This window comes from Cupriavidus sp. WS (genome assembly GCF_000395345.1).
In the GTDB taxonomy this organism is placed as follows: domain Bacteria; phylum Pseudomonadota; class Gammaproteobacteria; order Burkholderiales; family Burkholderiaceae; genus Cupriavidus; species Cupriavidus basilensis_B.
This window is the reverse complement of record NZ_AQPL01000052.1, coordinates 13604-32748: the sequence shown is the minus strand read 5'-3', so window position 1 is coordinate 32748 and position 19145 is coordinate 13604. Positions and strand designations below refer to the sequence as shown.

General features: G+C 68.5%; 19 protein-coding genes. 6 read left to right on the top strand and 13 right to left on the bottom strand.

What is annotated here, in order from left to right; all coding sequences use genetic code 11:
- Positions 1-439, bottom strand: a 439-nt coding sequence (locus K206_RS0105655) for a LysM domain-containing protein (protein ID WP_020201442.1), incomplete at its 3' end; no start/stop codon positions are given.
- Between the two features lie 275 nt (positions 440-714).
- Between K206_RS0105655 and prfB the strand changes: the two genes are divergently transcribed.
- From prfB to K206_RS0105635, 4 genes are all read left to right on the top strand, one after another.
- A protein-coding gene (gene prfB, locus K206_RS0105650; RefSeq protein ID WP_155887964.1) for a peptide chain release factor 2 occupies positions 715-1819 on the top strand; the annotation gives its coding sequence in 2 pieces (ribosomal slippage) (positions 715-795 and positions 797-1819; 1104 coding nt in all).
- 60 nt (positions 1820-1879) lie between these two features.
- Positions 1880-2650, top strand: a complete 771-nt coding sequence (locus tag K206_RS0105645) for an SDR family oxidoreductase (RefSeq protein ID WP_020201440.1) — start codon at positions 1880-1882, stop codon at positions 2648-2650.
- Between the two features lie 56 nt (positions 2651-2706).
- A complete protein-coding gene (gene lysS, locus K206_RS0105640; protein ID WP_020201439.1) occupies positions 2707-4245 on the top strand; it encodes a lysine--tRNA ligase in 1539 nt (512 codons plus the stop codon).
- 324 nt (positions 4246-4569) lie between these two features.
- A complete protein-coding gene (locus K206_RS0105635; RefSeq protein ID WP_020201438.1) occupies positions 4570-5286 on the top strand; it encodes a glycine zipper 2TM domain-containing protein in 717 nt (238 codons plus the stop codon).
- 275 nt (positions 5287-5561) lie between these two features.
- Here the strand turns inward: K206_RS0105635 and iscX are convergent, their stop codons facing one another.
- The 10 genes from iscX to K206_RS0105585 all read right to left on the bottom strand — a co-directional run bounded on the left by iscX (position 5562) and on the right by K206_RS0105585 (position 14405).
- Positions 5562-5756, bottom strand: coding sequence for a Fe-S cluster assembly protein IscX (gene iscX / locus K206_RS0105630; protein ID WP_020201437.1), 195 nt, complete (start codon positions 5754-5756; stop codon positions 5562-5564).
- 54 nt (positions 5757-5810) lie between these two features.
- Positions 5811-6149 carry an ISC system 2Fe-2S type ferredoxin gene (gene fdx, locus K206_RS0105625; protein WP_020201436.1) on the bottom strand — a complete coding sequence of 113 codons (339 nt, stop codon included), beginning with the start codon at positions 6147-6149 and terminating at the stop codon, positions 5811-5813.
- A 38-nt stretch (positions 6150-6187) separates the two neighbouring features.
- Positions 6188-8053, bottom strand: a complete 1866-nt coding sequence (gene hscA, locus K206_RS0105620) for a Fe-S protein assembly chaperone HscA (protein ID WP_020201435.1) — start codon at positions 8051-8053, stop codon at positions 6188-6190.
- 109 nt (positions 8054-8162) lie between these two features.
- The gene (hscB, locus tag K206_RS0105615) at positions 8163-8681 is read right to left on the bottom strand and encodes a Fe-S protein assembly co-chaperone HscB (RefSeq protein WP_020201434.1); all 519 of its coding nucleotides are present in this window, start codon (positions 8679-8681) and stop codon (positions 8163-8165) included.
- A gap of 330 nt (positions 8682-9011) precedes the next feature.
- Positions 9012-9332 carry an iron-sulfur cluster assembly protein IscA gene (iscA, locus tag K206_RS0105610; RefSeq protein ID WP_020201433.1) on the bottom strand — a complete coding sequence of 107 codons (321 nt, stop codon included), beginning with the start codon at positions 9330-9332 and terminating at the stop codon, positions 9012-9014.
- Positions 9333-9357: 25 nt separating this feature from the next.
- Positions 9358-9762, bottom strand: coding sequence for a Fe-S cluster assembly scaffold IscU (gene iscU, locus K206_RS0105605; protein WP_020201432.1), 405 nt, complete (start codon positions 9760-9762; stop codon positions 9358-9360).
- A 49-nt stretch (positions 9763-9811) separates the two neighbouring features.
- A complete protein-coding gene (locus tag K206_RS0105600) occupies positions 9812-11035 on the bottom strand; it encodes an IscS subfamily cysteine desulfurase (protein ID WP_269432163.1) in 1224 nt (407 codons plus the stop codon).
- Positions 11036-11093: 58 nt separating this feature from the next.
- A complete protein-coding gene (gene iscR / locus K206_RS0105595; RefSeq protein ID WP_029043269.1) occupies positions 11094-11645 on the bottom strand; it encodes a Fe-S cluster assembly transcriptional regulator IscR in 552 nt (183 codons plus the stop codon).
- A gap of 90 nt (positions 11646-11735) precedes the next feature.
- Complete coding sequence (locus K206_RS0105590) at positions 11736-13832, bottom strand: site-specific recombinase (protein WP_020201429.1); 2097 nt, start codon at positions 13830-13832, stop codon at positions 11736-11738.
- A gap of 75 nt (positions 13833-13907) precedes the next feature.
- Positions 13908-14405 (bottom strand): low molecular weight protein-tyrosine-phosphatase, encoded by a 498-nt coding sequence (locus tag K206_RS0105585; RefSeq protein WP_231401558.1) that lies wholly within the window; start codon positions 14403-14405, stop codon positions 13908-13910.
- A gap of 331 nt (positions 14406-14736) precedes the next feature.
- Here K206_RS0105585 and K206_RS37565 point away from each other — a divergent pair, with 331 nt between their 5' ends.
- Entirely contained in the window at positions 14737-15042 is a 306-nt protein-coding gene (locus tag K206_RS37565) for a hypothetical protein (protein ID WP_020201427.1), read from the top strand.
- Positions 15043-15073: 31 nt separating this feature from the next.
- Here K206_RS37565 and K206_RS0105575 read toward each other — a convergent pair whose 3' ends face one another.
- Positions 15074-15373, bottom strand: coding sequence for a putative quinol monooxygenase (locus K206_RS0105575; protein WP_020201426.1), 300 nt, complete (start codon positions 15371-15373; stop codon positions 15074-15076).
- 64 nt (positions 15374-15437) lie between these two features.
- Positions 15438-17537: an excinuclease ABC subunit UvrB gene (gene uvrB / locus K206_RS0105570; protein ID WP_020201425.1), complete on the bottom strand. Its 2100-nt coding sequence runs from the start codon at positions 17535-17537 to the stop codon at positions 15438-15440.
- A gap of 168 nt (positions 17538-17705) precedes the next feature.
- Between uvrB and K206_RS0105565 the strand changes: the two genes are divergently transcribed.
- Positions 17706-18902, top strand: coding sequence for an amino acid aminotransferase (locus K206_RS0105565; protein ID WP_029043268.1), 1197 nt, complete (start codon positions 17706-17708; stop codon positions 18900-18902).
- Positions 18903-19145: the final 243 nt, after the last annotated feature.

The following is a 19145-nucleotide window of genomic DNA, read 5'->3' as shown; positions in this document are numbered from 1 at the left end:
CGGGCGGCCCGTAGCCCGCCGTGACGCGGCCCTCGGCCGGCCATTGCAGGCGGATGCTGGTGGCCGGCGCGCGCGCCGGCGGGCTGCTGTCCACGCGCGGGGTGTCGCGCACGGCCACCGGGCCGCTGCCGCTGCCCGCGCTGCCACCCGCGCTGGCGGTGCCGGGCGGGCGGATGCGCAGCAACTGGCCGACCTCGATGCGGTCGGCGCTGGGCAGCTGGTTCCAGCGCGTCAGGTCGCGCACCGAGCGCTTGTGGCGCTGGGCCACGCTGTACAGGGTATCGCCGCTCTGCACCCGGTAGTAGCCGTCCGGCGCCGGCTCGCTGGCCAGGGTGCCGCAGCCCGCCGCGAGGCACGCCGCGGCCGCGGCGGCCAGCAGGCCGAGCGCGCGGCGGCGGCGGCCATTGGTCGTGTCGGTCGTGTCGGTCGTCCCGGTCATCCTTGCCCTCTCGATTCTGGTCGTCTCGGTCGTCTCGTGATTGCTTGGCTTCATGCGTGCTTATCGTCCATCCTTGTCCATGTCTGAACGGCTATTTCGAAGGCGGCCGGCGGGCTCCCGCCGGCGCGGGCCTGCCGCAAGTCTGCCATGCCGCACCCGCAACTGTAGACCGTTCGGCAAGCGAACCGTTCGAAATTGTCCGCCGCGCGCCGCCCGGTGCGGGGGAACAGCCCCCGATCCGCTATAATTCAAGGTTTTGAAAAGCGCAGAACATCATGGAAGCAGAACGCCTCAACGCCATTTCCGGTGCTATCTCCGATCTCCGTTCCCGGACGGAAGATCTACGGGGGTATCTTTGACTACGATGTCAAGGTAGGACGGCTCGACGAAGTCAACGGCGAACTCGAGGATCCCGAGGTCTGGAACAACCCCAAGAAGGCCCAGGACCTCGGCAAGGAAAAGAAGATGCTGGAGGGCGTGGTCGGCGTCCTCGGCAAGCTCACGGATGACCTTTCGGGCGCCGAGGAGCTGTTCGAGCTCGCGCGCGAGGAAGGCGACGACGACACGATGGAAGCCATCGAGGCCGACGTCAAGGGCTTCGAGGCCGTCGTCGCGGACATGGAATTCCGCCGCATGTTCTCGGGCGAGATGGACCAGGCCAACGCGTTCATCGACATCCAAGCCGGCGCCGGCGGCACCGAGGCCTGCGACTGGGCCTCGATGCTGCTGCGCCAGTACCTGAAGTACTGCGAGCGCAAGGGCTTCAAGGCCGAGGTGCTGGAAGAGTCCGAGGGCGACGTGGCCGGCATCAAGAGCGCCACCATCAAGATCGAGGGCGAATACGCGTTCGGCTACCTGCGCACCGAGACCGGCGTGCACCGCCTGGTGCGCAAGTCGCCGTTCGACTCGTCGGGCGGCCGGCACACCTCGTTCTCGTCGGTGTTCGTCTACCCCGAGGTGGACGATTCGTTCGAGGTCGAGGTCAATCCGGCGGACCTGCGCGTGGACACCTACCGCGCCTCCGGCGCGGGCGGCCAGCACATCAACAAGACCGATTCGGCCGTGCGGATCACGCACATCCCGACCGGCATCGTGGTGCAGTGCCAGAACGACCGCTCGCAGCACCGCAACCGCGCCGAGGCCATGTCGATGCTGAAGTCGCGCCTGTACGAGCACGAGATGCGCAAGCGCCAGGCCGAGGCCGACAAGCTCGAGGCCGGCAAGACCGACGTGGGCTGGGGCCACCAGATCCGCTCCTACGTGCTGGACCAGAGCCGCATCAAGGATCTGCGCACCAACGTGGAAATGTCCAACACGCAGAAGGTGCTGGACGGCGACCTGGACCCGTTCATCGAGGCCAGCCTCAAGCAAGGCCTGTAACACGACCCCGCGCCGCCGCCCGGCGGCGCGGCGCGACTCACCTGCCGGACCCATCCGACCATGACCGCAGCATCGACCGCAGCAACGCACCTGTTCATCATCACCGGCACCTCGCGCGGGCTCGGTGCCGCGCTGGCGCAGGCCCTGCTCAAGCCGGGCCACCGCCTGATCTGCGTGGCGCGCAACCGCAATCCCGAACTGGAACAGGCCGCCGCCGCCAGCGGCGTCAAGGTGGCCTGGCACCTGCAGGACCTGTCGCAGGCCGGGCCTGCCGCGGCGTGGCTGGGCAGCGTGCTCGACGCGGTCGACGAGGCGCCCGCCAGCGCCACGCTGATCCTCAACGCGGGCATGATCGAGCCCATCGGCCCGGTGGCCGCGCTGCAGGAGGCCACGCTGGTGCCGCACCTGCTCACCAACCTGGCCACGCCGATGACCATGACCGCGGCCTTCCTGGCGCGCACCGAGCGCTTCGGCTGCCCGCGCAAGGTGCTGGCGATCTCGTCCGGCGCGGCGCGCCGCCCGGTCGAGGGCTGGGCCGCCTACTGCGCCGGCAAGGCCGGGCTCGACATGTTCGTGCGTTCGGTCAACGCCGAGTACGCGCAGGCGCCGGCCGAACGCGGCGTGCGCGCGGTGGCGCTGGCCCCGGGCGTGGTCGACACCAGCATGCAGGCCACCATCCGCGGCGCCGACTTCGCGCAGGTGCAGCGCTTCCGCGACCTCAAGGACAACGACCAGCTCGCCTCGGCCGAGGACACCGCGCGCCGCATCGCGGCCTACCTCGACCGCCCGGACTTCGGCAGCACCGAGCTCGACGACATCCGCAATACCTGAATCGCCCTGAACCGCCTGACCCGCGCGCGGCCCGCCGCGCGCCTCACCAAGACACCATGACCGACTCCAACCGCGCTCCCGCCGAGGCCAACGCCCCCGCCGCAGCCGACGAAAACAAGATCATCGCGGAACGGCGCGAGAAGCTGCAGGCCCTGCGCCAGCAAGGCGTGGCCTTCCCCAACGACTTCCGCCCGACCCACCAGTCCGCCGCGCTGCACGCGCAGTACGGCGAAACCGACCAGGCCGCGCTCGAAGCGGCGCCGGTCGAGGTCGCCATCGCCGGGCGCATGATGCTCAAGCGCGTGATGGGCAAGGCCAGCTTCGCCACCGTGCAGGACGGCGCCGGCCGCATCCAGTTCTACATCAGCCGCGACGCGATCGGCGAAGAGGTCTACGCCGCCTTCAAGAAGTGGGACCTCGGCGACATCATCGCCGCGCGCGGCACGCTGATGAAGACCAAGACCGGCGAGCTGTCGGTGGCGGTCAGCGAGCTGCGCCTGCTGTCCAAGAGCCTGCGCCCGCTGCCCGGCGATTTCTACGGCCTGTCGGACCAGGAGCTGAAATACCGCCAGCGCTACGTCGACCTGATCGTGTCGCCGGAGACGCGCGCCACCTTCCGCGCGCGCACCCAGGCCATCAGCTCGCTGCGCCGCCACATGGCCGACGCGGACTTCATGGAAGTGGAAACGCCGATGCTGCACCCGATCCCGGGCGGCGCCGCGGCCAAGCCCTTCATCACGCACCACAACGCGCTGGACATGCAGATGTTCCTGCGCATCGCGCCCGAGCTGTACCTCAAGCGCCTGGTGGTGGGCGGCTTCGAGCGCGTGTTCGAGATCAACCGCAATTTCCGCAACGAGGGGGTGAGCCCGCGCCACAACCCCGAGTTCACCATGATGGAGTTCTACGCCGCGTACACCGACTACCGCTGGCTGATGGACTTCACCGAGAACCTGATCCGCCAGGCCGCCATCGACGCGCGCGGCAGCGCCGTGCTGACCTACCAGGGCCGCGAGCTGGACCTGTCCAAGCCGTTCCACCGCCTCACCATCTGCCAGGCGATCCAGAAATACGCGCCGCAATACACCGACGCGCAACTGGCCGACGTGGACTTCCTGCGCGCCGAGCTGAAGAAGTTCGGCGTCAACACCGGCGCGCCGCAGTTCCTCAACGCGGGCCTGGGCACGCTGCAGCTGGTGCTGTTCGAGGAAACCGCCGAAAGCCAGCTGTGGGAGCCGACCTACATCGTCGACTACCCGGTGGAAGTCTCGCCGCTGGCGCGCGCCTCGGACACCCTGCCCGGCATCACCGAGCGCTTCGAGCTGTTCATCACCGGCCGCGAGATCGCCAACGGCTTCTCCGAGCTGAACGACGCCGAGGACCAGGCCGAGCGCTTCCGCAAGCAGGTCGACCAGAAGGACGCCGGCGACGAGGAAGCCATGTACTTCGACGCCGACTACATCCGCGCGCTGGAATACGGCATGCCCCCGACGGGCGGCTGCGGCATCGGCATCGACCGCCTGGTGATGCTGCTGACCGACAGCCCCAACATCCGCGACGTCATCCTGTTCCCGCACCTGCGCCGCGAGGACTGAACGCTGCTGAATGGCTGGCGCTCATCTCCTGCTGGTGGGAGAGGGGCGAACCCAAGCGGTCGGCTGAACGTGCCGGCAACCCAGAGCCCCATCGCTTCGATGGGGCTTTTTGCTTTCCGCGGCCGGCGTTGTTACAAACGGCCCGGCGCGGCGCCCGGCTCACCTCGGCCAAGCCATTGATTCCACGGGAAAATCCGCCCTACACAAACTTACAAAATCAAACGGAAAACGGCGGCGGATTCGGCCAGACTCAAGACCGGGAAACATCGAAGCCGCGTGTGCTCAACTCAACGTGTGCTTTCGGTACCGCACAAGGAAAACGACATGCCGAATCCGACCCTGAACCCGTCCAGCGAATCCACCGCGCCGGCGCTGCCCGCGCAACGCCGCCTGCATCCGCTCGTGGGCGCCGCGGCCGTGGCCATCGTGATCGCCAGCCTGACGGCGGTGGCCGCCATGACCGGCGTGCTGCCGCTCGGCAAGGCCGCGCCCGGTGCGCCGCAGTCGCTGACCGCGCAGATCGCCGCGGAAAATGCCGCGGCCAGCCAGCAGCCGCAGCAGCCCGTGCCGGGCAGCACCACGCGGCCGCCCGAGGCCATGAATCCGGCGCCGGCGCAAGCTGTCGCCCCCGCAGCGCCGGCCGCGCAGGCCCAGCCGCCCCGGCGCGCCGACAACGGCGCGTATGCGCAGCGCCAGCCCGCGCCGCCCAGCGCCAGCCTCGGCCGCGTAGTGGCCATCACGCCGATCGAGACCGCCAAGCCGGCCACGGGCCTCGGCGCGGTGGGCGGCGCCGTGGTCGGCGGCCTGCTGGGCAACCAGATCGGCCGCGGCAACGGCCGCATCCTCGGCACCGTGGCCGGCGCCGTGGGCGGCGGCTTCGCCGGCAACCAGATCGAGAAGAGCGTGCGCAAGGACACCAGCTACCAGGTCCGCGTGCAGATGGACAACGGCACGCACCGCACCTTCACCTACCATGCCGATCCCGGCGTGCAGGTCGGCGAGCGGGTCCGGCTGCAGGACGGCGGGCTGGCCCCCGCCTGAGACGGACACAGTGCCGGCGGCCAAAGAAAAACGGGCGCGCGCGCCCGTTTTTCCTTGACCCTTTACCTGCTGCCAGCCTGCCTGCCTCGCGGCCTGGAAGTCGTTTCAAGATGAAGCAAAGCGGTTCTGGCCAGGGCGAAGCAGGGAACTCGGATCACGCAGCGCGGTGCGCGCCTGCCAGCGCGCATGCGCCCTGCAAGGGCGCGGCCGCAGACAGTACAACCAGTAACTTGCCGCGCAGCGCAGCGACGCCAGGGTCTTTTTGAAACGACTTCCTACGCCGCTTCCTCGATCCACGCGGCCTGGATCGCTTCCAGGATCTTCTCGCCCGAGCGGTCGGGCAGGTCGGCGAAGCCATCGAGCTCCATGACCCAGCGGTGCAGGTCGGTGAAACGGATCGCGGCGGGATCGACGTCGGGGTACTTGTCGTACAGCGCGGCGGCAATGTCGTAGGTGTCGGTCCACTTCATGGGCTCTCTCTCTCCGGTCGGGTCGTGAAGGCGGCAGGGGCGCGCGGCGGGCGCTCAGTGCTCTTCCTTGGCATGGTTGATCGTGTACTTCGGGATCTGCACGGTAAGGTCGCCGTCGGCGACCAGCGCCTGGCACGAGAGCCGCGAATTGGGCTCGAGGCCCCAGGCCTTGTCGAGCAGGTCCTCTTCCTTTTCCTCCGCGTCCTCGAGCGAGTCGAAGCCCTCGCGCACGATCACGTGGCAGGTGGTGCAGGCGCACGACTTTTCGCAGGCGTGCTCGATCTCGATGCCGTTGTTGAGCAAGGCATCGCAGATGCTGGTGCCCGCCTCGGCTTCGAACACGGCGCCCTCCGGGCAGAGTTCGACGTGGGGCAATACGATGATCTGTGGCATGGGTTGTCCTGGATATGGATACGGCGCGGCCTCGGGGATCAGCCCAGGTCCTGCACCTTGCGGCCCGCCAGCGCGCTCTTGATCGAGCGGTCCATGCGGCGTGCGGCGAATTCGTCGGTGCCGCGGGAAAGCGCCTCCACGGCGGCCTTGATGGCGTGGTGGTCCTGGCCCGCGGCCACGTCGCCGACCGCCTGGATCAGCCGCTCCACGGCGGCGCGCTCGTCGGCCGAGAGCAGTTCGCCGTCGGTCTCGAGCGCGCGGCTGGTGGCCTCGACCAGGCGCGCGGCTTCCACGCGCTCCTCGGCCAGGGCGCGGCTCTTCATGTCGTGCTCGGCTTCGCGGAAGCTGTCCTGCAGCATGCGGGCGATCTCGTCGTCGGCCAGCCCGTAGGACGGCTTGACGGTGATGGTGGCCTCCACGCCCGACTGCGTCTCGCGCGCGAAGACCGACAGCAGGCCGTCGGCGTCGACCTGGTAGGTCACGCGGATGCGCGCCGCGCCCGCCACCATCGGCGGGATGCCGCGCAGCTCGAAGCGCGCCAGCGAGCGGCAGTCCGCCGCCAGCTCGCGCTCGCCCTGCAGCACGTGGATGGCCATCGCGGTCTGGCCGTCCTTGAAGGTGGTGAATTCCTGCGCGCGCGCCACCGGGATGGTGCTGTTGCGCGGGATGATCTTCTCGACCAGGCCGCCCATCGTCTCCACGCCCAGCGAGAGCGGGATCACGTCCAGCAGCAGCCAGTCCTCGCCGGGCGCGCCGTTGCCGGCCAGCAGGTTGGCCTGCATGGCGGCGCCGAGCGCCACCACCTTGTCCGGGTCGAGGTTGGTCAGCGGCGGCTGGCCGAAGAACTCGCCCACCGCCTTGCGGATCGAAGGCGTGCGCGTGGCGCCGCCGACCAGCACCACGCCCTTGACCTCATCGGCGGCCACGCCGGCGTCGCGCAGCGCCTTGCGCACCGGCGCCAGGGTCTTCTGCACCAGCGGCGCGGTCATCTCGACGAAGGCCGCCGCGGTGAGCGTCAGGTGCACGATCTCGCCGCTGTTGAGCACGGCGTCGATCACGGTGGCGTCGGCCGCCGACAGCGCTTCCTTGGCGGCGCGGGCGCGTACCTGCAGCAGGCGCATGTCTTCGGCCGAAAGCGGCTGCAGGCCGGCCTGCTCGACGATCCAGCACATCACGCGCTGGTCGAAGTCGTCGCCGCCGAGCGCGGAATCGCCGCCGGTGGCCATGACTTCGAACACGCCCTTGGTGAGCTTGAGGATGGAGATGTCGAAGGTGCCGCCGCCGAGGTCATAGACCGCGTAGATGCCTTCGGAGGCGTTGTCCAGGCCGTAGGCGATGGCCGCCGCGGTCGGCTCGTTGAGCAGGCGCAGCACTTCCAGGCCGGCCAGTTGCGCCGCGTCCTTGGTGGCCTGGCGCTGGGCGTCGTCGAAGTACGCGGGCACCGTGATGACGGCGCCGACCAGCTCGTCGCCGAGCGAGTCCTCGGCGCGCTGGCGCAGCGTGGCGAGGATTTCCGCCGAGATCTCCACGGGGCTCTTCACGCCGGCTGCGGTCTTGATCTGCACCATGCCGGGCGCGTCGACGAAATCGTAGGGGCTGTGCTCGATGTGCGTCACGTCGCGCAGGCCGCGGCCCATGAAGCGCTTGACCGAGACGATGGTGTTCTTGGGGTCGTGCACCGCTTCGTCCTGCGCGCGGTAGCCGATCTGCGTGCCCTTGCCGGGCAGGTAGCGCACCACGGACGGCAGCAGCGCGCGGCCGCTTTCGTCGGTCAGGACTTCGGGAATGCTGTTGCGAACCGCCGCCACCAGCGAGTTGGTCGTGCCGAGGTCGATGCCGACCGCGAGCCGCTTCTGGTGGGGAGCCGGCGACATGCCGGGTTCGGATATCTGGAGCAGTGCCATGATGAATCGTCTTTATTCGTGCGGTGGCGGGCATCACCGCTTGCAGCGATGCGGCCCGCGCCGGGGCGCCATTGTGGCATGGCCGGGGCGAACCTGCCCGGCGGCCGGGCTAGTCTTCCAGGCGGTCGATCGCTTCGCTGGTATCGTGTTCGATCTTCTCGATAAACATCAATTGCCTGGCCGCGCCGCCGGCGGCGGCATCGTCGCCGGCATCGAGCAGCGCGCCGAGCGCCGCGTGGCGCTCGCGCTTCTCGCCGCGCAGTTCGCGCAGCAGCACGTCGAGGCGCGCCACGTCCCGCCCGGCCACCGCTTCCTGCAGCGCCTCGCGCCATTCCATCTGCTGCATCAGGAACGCGGGCGCCATCGCGGTGTTGCTCTCGGCCTGGATGTCCACGCCGCGCAGCGACAGCAGGTAGATCGCGCGCTTGAGCGGCTGGCGCAGCGTGCGGTAGGCCTCGTTGGCATGCGCGGCCCACTGCATGGCGACGCGGCGCTCGGCGTCGCCGGCGTTGGCGAAGCGGTCCGGGTGCGCCTGCGACTGCACGGTGCGGTAGGCGGTGTCCAGCGCGGCTTCATCCACCGTGTAGGTGGCCGGCAGGCCGAACAGCGCGAAATAGTCGTCTTTCAACACCTTCCCCAAACAAAAAAGAGCGGCTGCGCCGCCCCAGGCTGCTGACGAGGTCAGCTTGCCGTTCGTGGTCTTCCCGGCCCTGTCCCGCGTCGCGGAAAACGGCGGCAAAGGCAGACGCGGGCAAACCCCTCGGCGGGACTGCCCGCCCGGCCGGCGGCTCGCCGCGGTCGCGCGTCAGGCAATCCGGCAGGACGCCGATCCATAGCGCGCGTTCGGGCGCGGTCCGCGTCCGCATCGCCATGACCGCAATCGAGCCCGGCCACCCGCGGTGCTCGCCGTCCCGATGGAAACCGGCGCCGGGCGCCACGCCTGCCGCCCGGCGGGCGCTCAGACGCGGAACGACTCTCCGCAGCCGCACTCGTCCTTGACGTTGGGGTTGTTGAAGCGGAACCCCTCGTTCAGGCCTTCGCGCGCGAAGTCGAGCTCGGTGCCGTCGATGTACGGCAGGCTCTTGGGATCGACGATCACCTTGATGCCGTGCGACTCGAACACGCTGTCCTCCGGCTGCAGGTCGTCGACATATTCCAGCTTGTAGGCCAGGCCCGAGCAGCCGGTGGTCTTGACCCCCAGGCGCAGGCCGACGCCCTTGCCGCGGCGGTCCAGGTAGCGCGCCACGTGCTTGGCGGCCTTCTCGGTAAGCGTGATCATCGCTGCTTCATCCCTTGCGTTGAACTCAGGCGGCCTTCTGCTCGGCTGCGCCCACGTGCTTCTTCTTGTAGTCCTCGACCGCGGCCTTGATGGCGTCCTCGGCCAGGATCGAGCAGTGGATCTTCACCGGCGGCAGCGCCAGTTCCTCGGCGATGTGCGTGTTCTTGATCTCCAGCGCCTGGTCCACGGTCTTGCCCTTGACCCATTCGGTCACCAGCGACGACGAGGCGATGGCCGAGCCGCAGCCGTAGGTCTTGAACTTGGCGTCTTCGATCACGCCGGCCTCGTTGACCTTGATCTGCAGCTTCATCACGTCGCCGCAAGCCGGCGCGCCGACCATGCCGGTGCCCACAGCGTCGTCGTTCTTGTCGAACGAACCCACGTTGCGGGGGTTTTCATAGTGGTCGAGAACCTTGTTGCTGTATGACATTTTGGCTACCTCTTGCGTATTTATGGGGTCTTGCTGGGGGCCTCGGCGCTCAGTGCGCGGCCCACTGGATGGAATTCAGGTCCACGCCGTCCTTGAACATCTCCCACAGCGGCGACAGGTCGCGCAGCTTGGCGATCTTGCTCTTGAGCAGCTCGACGGTGTAGTCGACTTCCGCCTCGGTGGTGAAGCGGCCCACCGTGAAGCGGATCGAGCTGTGCGCCAGCTCGTCGTTGCGGCCCAGCGCGCGCAGCACGTAGGACGGCTCCAGCGAGGCCGAGGTGCACGCCGAGCCCGACGACACGGCCACGTCCTTGATGGCCATGATCAGCGACTCGCCTTCGACGAAGTTGAAGCTGACGTTCAGGTTGTGGGGCACGCGGCGCTCCATGTCGCCGTTCAGGTAGACCTCTTCCATGCCCGACAGGCCGCGCCACAGGCGGTCGCGCAGCATGCGGATGCGCTCGTTCTCGGTGGCCATTTCCTCGCGGGCGATGCGGAAGGCTTCACCCATGCCGACGATCTGGTGCGTGGCCAGCGTGCCCGAGCGCATGCCGCGCTCGTGGCCGCCGCCGTGCATCTGCGCCTCGATGCGCACGCGCGGCTTGCGGCGCACGTACAGCGCGCCGATGCCCTTGGGGCCGTAGGTCTTGTGGGCCGAGAACGACATCAGGTCGCACTTGAGCGTGTTCAGGTCGATGGCGACCTTGCCGGTGGCCTGGGCCGCGTCGCAATGGAAGATGATGCCCTTGGCGCGGCAGATCTCGCCGATCTGCTCGACGTCCTGGATCACGCCGATCTCGTTGTTGACCAGCATCACCGAGACCAGGATGGTGTCCGGGCGGAGCGCCGCCTTGAACACGTCGATGTCGACCAGGCCGTTGTCCTGCACGTCGAGGTAGGTCACCTCGAAGCCCTGGCGTTCCAGCTCGCGGGTGGTGTCGAGCACGGCCTTGTGCTCGGTCTTGACCGTGATGATGTGCTTGCCCTTGCCCGAGTAGAAATGCGCCGCGCCCTTGATGGCGAGGTTGTTCGACTCGGTCGCGCCCGAGGTCCAGACGATCTCGCGCGGATCGGCGCCCACCAGCGCGGCCACCTGCTCGCGCGCCTCTTCCACCGCGCGCTCGGCGTCCCAGCCGTAGGCGTGGCTGCGCGACGCCGGATTGCCGAACTGCTCGCGCAGGTACGGGATCATTTTGTCGGCAACGCGCGGGTCCACCGGGGTGGTGGCCGAGTAATCCATGTAGATGGGGAAATGTGGGGTGCTCATCGTTATGACTGCCTTTGTTTGGGACCGCAATGCTTGAAGTTGATCTGTCCGGCCGGGTGCTCGCTTATGACTGGGCCAGGCTGAAGACCGAATTCACCACCCGCGGGCGCGCGGGCTTTTCCTTTTCGGGGACCGCGCGCGGCGTGGCGACGGCGTGCGCGGCGGCATCCTCGCGCATGTCGTGCAGCACCGTCGGGCACTTGGCGCGCTGCTGGTCGACCAGGTTCTTCAGGGAAACGGAGTCGAGGTACTCGACCATCTTCTGGTTCAGCGTGGCCCACAGCTCGTGGGTCATGCAGCGCCCGTTTCCTTCATCTCCGTTACAATTGCCCTTGCCGCCGCATTGCGTGGCGTCCAGCGGCTCGTCGACGGCGATGATGATGTCGGCAACCGTGACGTCCTCGGCCTTGCGCGCGAGGCTGTAGCCGCCGCCCGGGCCGCGCACGCTCTCCACGATCTCGTGGCGGCGCAGCTTGCCGAACAGCTGTTCCAGGTAGGACAGGGAGATTTTCTGGCGCTGGCTGATACCGGCCAGCGTAACGGGGCCCTGATCCTGGCGCATGGCCAGGTCGATCATGGCGGTTACCGCGAAGCGGCCTTTGGTAGTCAGTCTCATGATGCCGGGGAATACTTGATCATTTTGGTCGAGTATAAAGATCCCGACTAATTCAGTCAAGTACCCCTACTGCATTGCATCAACGCCGCCTCAGGCGCGCTCCTCGCCGGCCGGCACGGCCTGCCCGGCCGTGCGCGGCGGGACGATCAGCGACCACGGGTGCTTCAGGATGCGCCGCCGCACGGCCGACACCACCGCGCGCCGGTCGACGCGCCGCAGGCTGCGTGACCGCAACGCCATGTTGAACGCCAGCGCGAAGCTCACCGCCACGTTCAGCAGCCCCATCAGCGCGATCCCCGCCACCGCCAGCCACATCGCCGGCATGCGCAGCGCGTCGAAGCCCAGCACGCCGATCGCCGCGCCCACCGCGCCGGTCGACAGCGTGACGTGGCGCACCTCCATGTGCGGCCCGAAGAAGCTCAGGATCTCCGGCCCCAGCCCGAGCAGCAGCCCCAGCGACACGTTGGCCGCGATGCCGGACATGTTGCGCTTGCAGAAATCCGCCAGGCGCATGGCGCCGGCCGCGCCCAGCACGTAGCGCAGGCGGCGGTTGTAGGCCATCACGTCGTGCACCTTGTGCAGCGCGAACCAGTTGTCGGCCCAGCCCGCCACCAGGCTCGACAGCCACAGCAGCACGCCGGTGAAGATCGCGTACAGCGGCGTGGGGCCGAGGATGGAGAACGATCCGATGGTGTCGATCGCCTTGGCCGGCGTGATCAGGTTGGCGCCGAGGACGCGGTTGGCCAGCCACTGGATGCCGAGCGCCACCGGGAACACCAGGGCCAGGTTGCCGAAGATGGCGGCGGCGTTGGAGCGGATCATGGCGATGGTGTCGTCGACGAACGCCTCGCGCCCTTCCGGCTTGCCCGCCGCGTCGAGCCGGTGCGCCAGCGCCGGGCCGGTCATGGCGGGCTGCTTGGTGGCCAGCGTGAAATGCGCGAAGTGGATCACCAGGAAGCTGCCGGCATAGTTGAACGAGGCCAGCAGGCCCTCGGCGAACTTGTCCAGGTGCAGCCCGTAGATCAGGAACTTGAGATAGACCGTGGCCGCCGTGATCAGGCCGCCGCCGGCCGCCGCGCGCATCAGCTCGCGGTATTCGCGGCGGTCGCGCGTGATGTAGTGCTCGCCGCTCTCGGCCGAGCGCTCGACCACCTTGCGCGCGAGCTGCGAGAACGACGAGCCGGCCAGGTGGGCGATGCTGCGGCGCGCCTGCGTGGAGCGGATCAGCGCGGCGATCAGGTGCGCGTGGCGGCCCGGACGCTGCGGCTCGACCCAGGTCGCCAGCAGCAGCTCGATGCGCGCCAGCCGCACCTTCATGCGCTCGATCTGGAACACCACCTCGACCGAGACGCCGTTCTCCTCCAGGTCGTCGTAGACGCGCTGCGCCGCCTGGTGGCAGCCGTCGAGCAGCGCGCGGAAATAGTTCAGGCGGTGCGCGAAGGCCTCGCCGCCGGCCGCGTCGTCCTCGCACAAGGCCTCGATGGCGCTGTCGAGGCGGAAGAACGGCGTGTCCTGCACGCGCCCCTTGAGGCGCGAGCGGATCGACTGGCTCAGGCCGGTGGCGCGCACCTGGCTGACCAGCACCTGGATGCTGGTGGCGAGCGTGCGGTCGAAGCGGTCCCATTCGGGCGGCGCGGCGCCGGCGGCCTCGCCCGCCGGCTCCTCGCCCGCGCGCAGCATGGCCGCCAGCCGCTCGAGCAGGTCGGCGTCGAGCGACTCGACCCAGTCAGCGTCGTTGTCGTCGATGAACAGCAGCGCGAACAGGCCGGCGAGGTCGCCGCGGTTGGGCGGCGGCGGCAGGACACGCGCCTGCAGGCGGTCCAGCATCTCGCCCCAGAAGCCCGGATGGGAGGCCACGCCGGTGTCGCACAGCAAGGCGGTCGGGTCGTTGTCGCGCACCAGCGAGCGCACCGTGCGCGCCACGCGCGCGGCCATCTCCGGATTGCGCCCCAGCACCTGCAGCAGGTAGCGCAGCCGCACGTGCTCGCGCCGGCTCTTGCGGCTGTTGTCGGCCGCCACGCCCTCGGCGCCGGGCAGGCCGTCGCGCCGGATCCAGTAGCCCAGCTCGATCAGCCAGCCGTTGCGGTCCGCCAGCGGCGCCTCCGGATCCGCGGCGGCCAGGATCGCGTCGAGTTGCAGGCTGGCATTGCGCGACTCGCGCCATTTGCGGAACAGGGAACGGAACATGGCACCTCGTGAAAATGGGAAAAACGGCCGGCGCACTTGCCGGGCAATTCGTGGATGCCGTGCAAGCCGCGCGCCTCAGCCCGCCGCGTCCAGGCCCCTGGCGCGCAGCATGGCGACCACGCCGTCGCAGGCGTCCTCCACGTAGTCGAGCACGCGCTCGAAGCCGTCGCCCTCGCCATAGTACGGGTCCGGCACCTCGTCGGCGTCGTGCCGGGTGGCGAAACTCATCAGCAGGCGCAGCCGGTCGCGGCTGCCGGGCGGGCACAGCGCGCCGAGCGCCTGCAGGTTGTCGCGGTCCATCGCCAGCACGAGGTCGAAGCGCGCGAAATCGGCCGACGTGGCCAGGCGCGCGCGCTGCGCGGAGAGATCGTAGCCGCGCGCCAGCGCATGGCGCTGCGCGCGCGTGTCCGGCGCGCGGCCGACGTGGTAGCCGTGCGTGCCGGCGGAATCGAGCTCGACCGCGCCGTCCATGCCGGCCGCGCGCAGCTTGGCGCGCAGCACGCCCTCGGCGGTCGGCGAACGGCAGATATTGCCCATGCAGCACATGAGAATCGAGAATGTCTTTGTCGGCATGCTGAATCCAGCCTCCTGATCGGTCGGCGCCCGGCGCGCGGAGAGCGGATTTTACCCGCCCGCGGCGACAGGCCCGCGTGGCGTGCCGGATCGGGCCGGGCGGCCCGCGGCGCGCGGCCCGGCGCCGGCCAGGCTGCGCGGCGGCGGCGGAAAAGCAGCGAAGAAGCGGCAAAAAAGTGGCGGCGGCAGCGAACCGGCGGCGGCGCAAGAAAAGCAAAAAAGGTGACGCAACGGTTCCTCCACCCGCATAATGCCTGCGGTGAACCATCGCTTCAGCCCCCTCCCCGCCTCCGGCGCCTTGCTGTGTGGCGCGCTCCTGTGCGGCGCTCTCTTGTGCGCGGGCCCCGCGCGCGCCGAGCCTTCCGCCGAAGCCGCCACGGCGGCCGGCAACGCGGCCGCCGTGGCCGGCTGCGCCAACATGCTGGCCGTCATCGAGCGCAGCCTGGAAGAAGAACTCGGCAAGGCCTGCGCGGCACCCGCCTCGATCCCGGCCGCCGCCACCGCCTGCGCGGCACAGCAGGAACCGCTGCGCGCCATCGCGGACTACATCGGCAAGCGCCGCGCGGCCGACGCCGATGCGTGCGAGACGCTGCTGGAAGTCAACAAGCGCCTGCGCACGCTGCCGCCCAAGAGCTAGCCTGGCGCGGCGCGGCCCTGGAGCCGCGTGCTCAGGGCAGCTTGGCCGCCAGCACGTCCAGCTTGTTGATCGACGGCGGATCGGCGAACAGGTCCGGCGCTTTCGCCATGAGGGCCTCGGCCACCTTGCCGGAGAGATGGGCGTCGCACCCGGCCTCGTCCGCGAAGGCATCGAAGATGCCGTACGTGGACGGCCCGAGCTTGAGCGCGAACCAGGCAGTGGTGCCGGTTTCGGCCTGCACCAGCGGCAGCCCGCCGAGCAGGAACGCCTCGACTTCCTTTTCCTTGCCGGGCTTCGCATGCAGCGGAACCCACAGCGCGAACTTGACCATGACGCACCTCTTCATCACCGTCCGGGATTCCAACTATAGACGGTGAGCGAGGCCGCGAGACGCCTCAGGAAGCCGCCGCGGCGGGCGGCAGGTGTTCGCCGTCGCCGCTGGCGCCGAACACCTGGCGCTTGAGCTTGGCGAGCTGGTCGCGCACCTGGCCGGCCTGCTCGAACTCGAGGTTCTTGGCGTGCTCGAACATCTGCTTCTCGAGCCGCTTGATCTCCCTGGCGACCTGCTTCTCGCTCATGTCCTCGTAGCGCGCGCGCTCCTCGGCGGCCAGCAGCTCGGCCTTGACCTCGCCCGGGTCGTAGACGCCGTCGATGATGTCCTTGATGCGCTTGACCACGCCGCGCGGCACGATGCCGTTGGCCTCGTTGAAGGCGATCTGCCGGGCGCGGCGGCGCTCGGTCTCGCCGATGGCGCGCTTCATCGAATCGGTCATGCGGTCGGCGTACAGGATCGCCGTGCCGTTGACGTTGCGCGCGGCGCGGCCGATGGTCTGGATCAGCGAGCGCTCGGCGCGCAGGAAGCCTTCCTTGTCGGCGTCGAGGATCGCCACCAGCGACACCTCGGGAATGTCCAGCCCCTCGCGCAGCAGGTTGATGCCGACCAGCACGTCGAAGGTGCCCAGGCGCAGGTCGCGGATGATCTCCACGCGCTCGACGGTGTCGATGTCCGAATGCAGGTAGCGCACCTTGACGCCGTTCTCGGTCAGGAACTCGGTGAGCTGCTCGGCCATGCGCTTGGTCAGCGTGGTCACCAGCACGCGCTCGCCGATCTCGACCTTGGCGTGGATCTCGGACAGCAGGTCGTCCACCTGCGTGGTGGCCGGGCGCACGTGGATGATCGGGTCGACCAGCCCGGTCGGCCGCACCACCTGCTCCACCACCTGGCCCGCGTGCTCGTTCTCGTAGTTGGACGGCGTGGCCGAGACGAACATCACCTGGCGCATCTTGCGCTCGAATTCCTCGAACTTGAGCGGGCGGTTGTCGAGCGCCGACGGCAGGCGGAAGCCGTATTCCACCAGCGTGGTCTTGCGCGCCTTGTCGCCGTTGTACATGCCGTTGAACTGGCCGATCAGCACGTGCGACTCGTCGAGGAACATCAGCGCGTCGGGCGGCAGGTAGTCGACCAGCGTGGGCGGCGGCTCGCCGGGCCGGGCACCGGACAGATGCCGCGAGTAGTTCTCGATGCCCTTGCAGAAACCGAGCTCGGACAGCATTTCGAGGTCGAAGCGCGAGCGCTGCTCGAGCCGCTGCGCCTCCACCAGCCGGTTCTCCTTGTAGAAGAAATCGAGCCGCTCGCGCAGCTCGACCTTGATGTCCTCGATCGCGCGCAGCACGGTCTCGCGCGGGGTCACGTAGTGGCTCGACGGATAGACCGTGAAGCGCGGGATCTTCTGGCGCACGCGCCCGGTGAGCGGGTCGAAGAACTGGAGCGAGTCGATCTCGTCGTCGAACATGTCGACGCGCACCGCCAGCTCGGCGTGCTCCGCCGGGAAGATGTCGAGCGTGTCGCCGCGCACGCGGAAGGTGCCGCGCTGGAAGTCGGTCTCGTTGCGCGTGTACTGCATGGCGATCAGGCGCGCGATCACGTCGCGCTGGCTGATCTTGTCGCCCGCGCGCAGCGTCAGGATCATCTTGTGGTACTCGGACGGGTTGCCGATGCCGTAGATGGCCGAGACCGTGGCCACGATGATGGTGTCGCGCCGCTCCAGCAGGCTCTTGGTGGCCGACAGCCGCATCTGCTCGATGTGCTCGTTGATCGAGGAATCCTTCTCGATGAACAGGTCGCGCTGCGGCACGTAGGCTTCGGGCTGGTAGTAGTCGTAGTAGCTGACGAAATACTCGACCGCGTTGCGCGGGAAGAACTCGCGGAATTCCGAGTACAGCTGCGCCGCCAGCGTCTTGTTGGGGGCGAACACGATGGCCGGGCGGCCCAGGCGGGCGATCACGTTGGCCATCGTGAAGGTCTTGCCCGAGCCGGTCACGCCCAGCAGGGTCTGGAACGAGAGGCCGTCCTCCACGCCCTCCACCAGCTGGCGGATCGCCTCGGGCTGGTCGCCGGCGGCCGGATAGGGCTGGTAGAGCTGGAACGGGGAGCCGGGAAAGGTCGCGAACTTCTCTTCGTCCAGCGCGGGCGCGACTTCAACAAGATTCGACATAGGGCTGGCAGCGGAAAAGTAAGGGAAAACCTCAGGAAAACGGATGGATACGCTAGAATCTTGGGGTTGGCGGCCAGGTATCAAGATGGGGGCCGCCGCACTCTCCAGCGCAGTCCGGAGCATTCTACGCCCTCCCGTTTTGTTACATAGCTGACCACGAGATCCCAAATGAGTTTGTTTTCTGCCGTCGAGATGGCCCCGCGCGACCCGATCCTGGGCCTGAATGAAGCCTTCAATGCCGATACCCGTGCCACCAAGGTCAATCTGGGTGTCGGCGTGTACTTCACCGACGAAGGGAAAATCCCCCTGCTGCGCGCCGTGCAGGAAGCCGAGAAAGCCCGCCTGGCCACCGCGACGCCGCGCGGCTACCTGCCCATCGAAGGCATCGCCGCCTACGACCAGGCCGTGCAGACGCTGCTGTTCGGCAAGGAATCGCCGCTCATCACCGAAGGCCGCGTGGTGACGGCGCAGGCACTGGGCGGCACCGGCGCGCTGAAGATCGGCGCCGACTTCCTCAAGCGCCTGTACCCGGACGCCAAGGTCGCCATCAGCGACCCGAGCTGGGAAAACCACCGCGCCCTGTTCGAGGCGGCCGGCTTCCCCGTGGTCAACTATGCCTACTACGACGCGCCCAGCCACGGCCTGAACTTCGCCGGCATGGTCGAGTCGCTCAAGTCCTACCCGGCCAACACCATCGTGGTGCTGCACGCGTGCTGCCACAACCCGACCGGCGTGGACCTGTCGCCCGAGCAGTGGAAGCAGGTGGTGGAGCTGGCCAAGGAACGCAACCTGATCCCGTTCCTCGACATGGCCTACCAGGGCTTCGCCGAGGGCATCGAGCCGGACGGCGCCGCGGTGCGCCTGTTCGCCGAGTCGGGCCTGCCGTTCTTCGTCTCGAGCTCGTTCTCGAAGAGCTTCTCGCTGTACGGCGAGCGCGTCGGCGCGCTGTCCATCGTGACCACCGGCAAGGAAGAAGCGCAGCGCGTGCTGTCGCAGGTCAAGCGCGTGATCCGCACCAACTACTCCAACCCGCCCACGCACGGCGGCACCGTGGTGGCGACCGTGCTGAACAGCCCGGAACTGCGCGCCATGTGGGAGCAGGAACTGGGCGAGATGCGCGACCGCATCAAGCTGATGCGCCACGCGCTGGTGGACAAGCTGGCCGCCAAGGGCGTGCCGGGCGACTTCTCCTTCGTCAAGGCCCAGCGCGGCATGTTCTCGTACTCGGGCCTGACCTCGGCCCAGGTCGACCGCCTGCGCACCGAGCACGGCATCTACGCGGTCGGTACCGGCCGCATCTGCGTGGCCGCGCTGAACAGCCGCAACATCGACGCGGTGGTCGACGCGATCGCGGCCGTGCTGTAATTCGCGGCAAAAAGCGATGAAAAGGCGACTTCGGTCGCCTTTTTCGCGCCCGGACTCAATTTTTTACGATCTTTTCCGATCTGTAATGGAGCGGTACCGGCTTTGTCCTATTGTCTTTTTCCGGTGCGGGCGTACCTTAGGGTATATGCTGCATCGCACGATCGTTCGCAAACGCGCATAATCCACCGCAGTCGGTAACACGTTGGCAACGTGAGCAGCATGAATCGTGGTTTCATCACATTT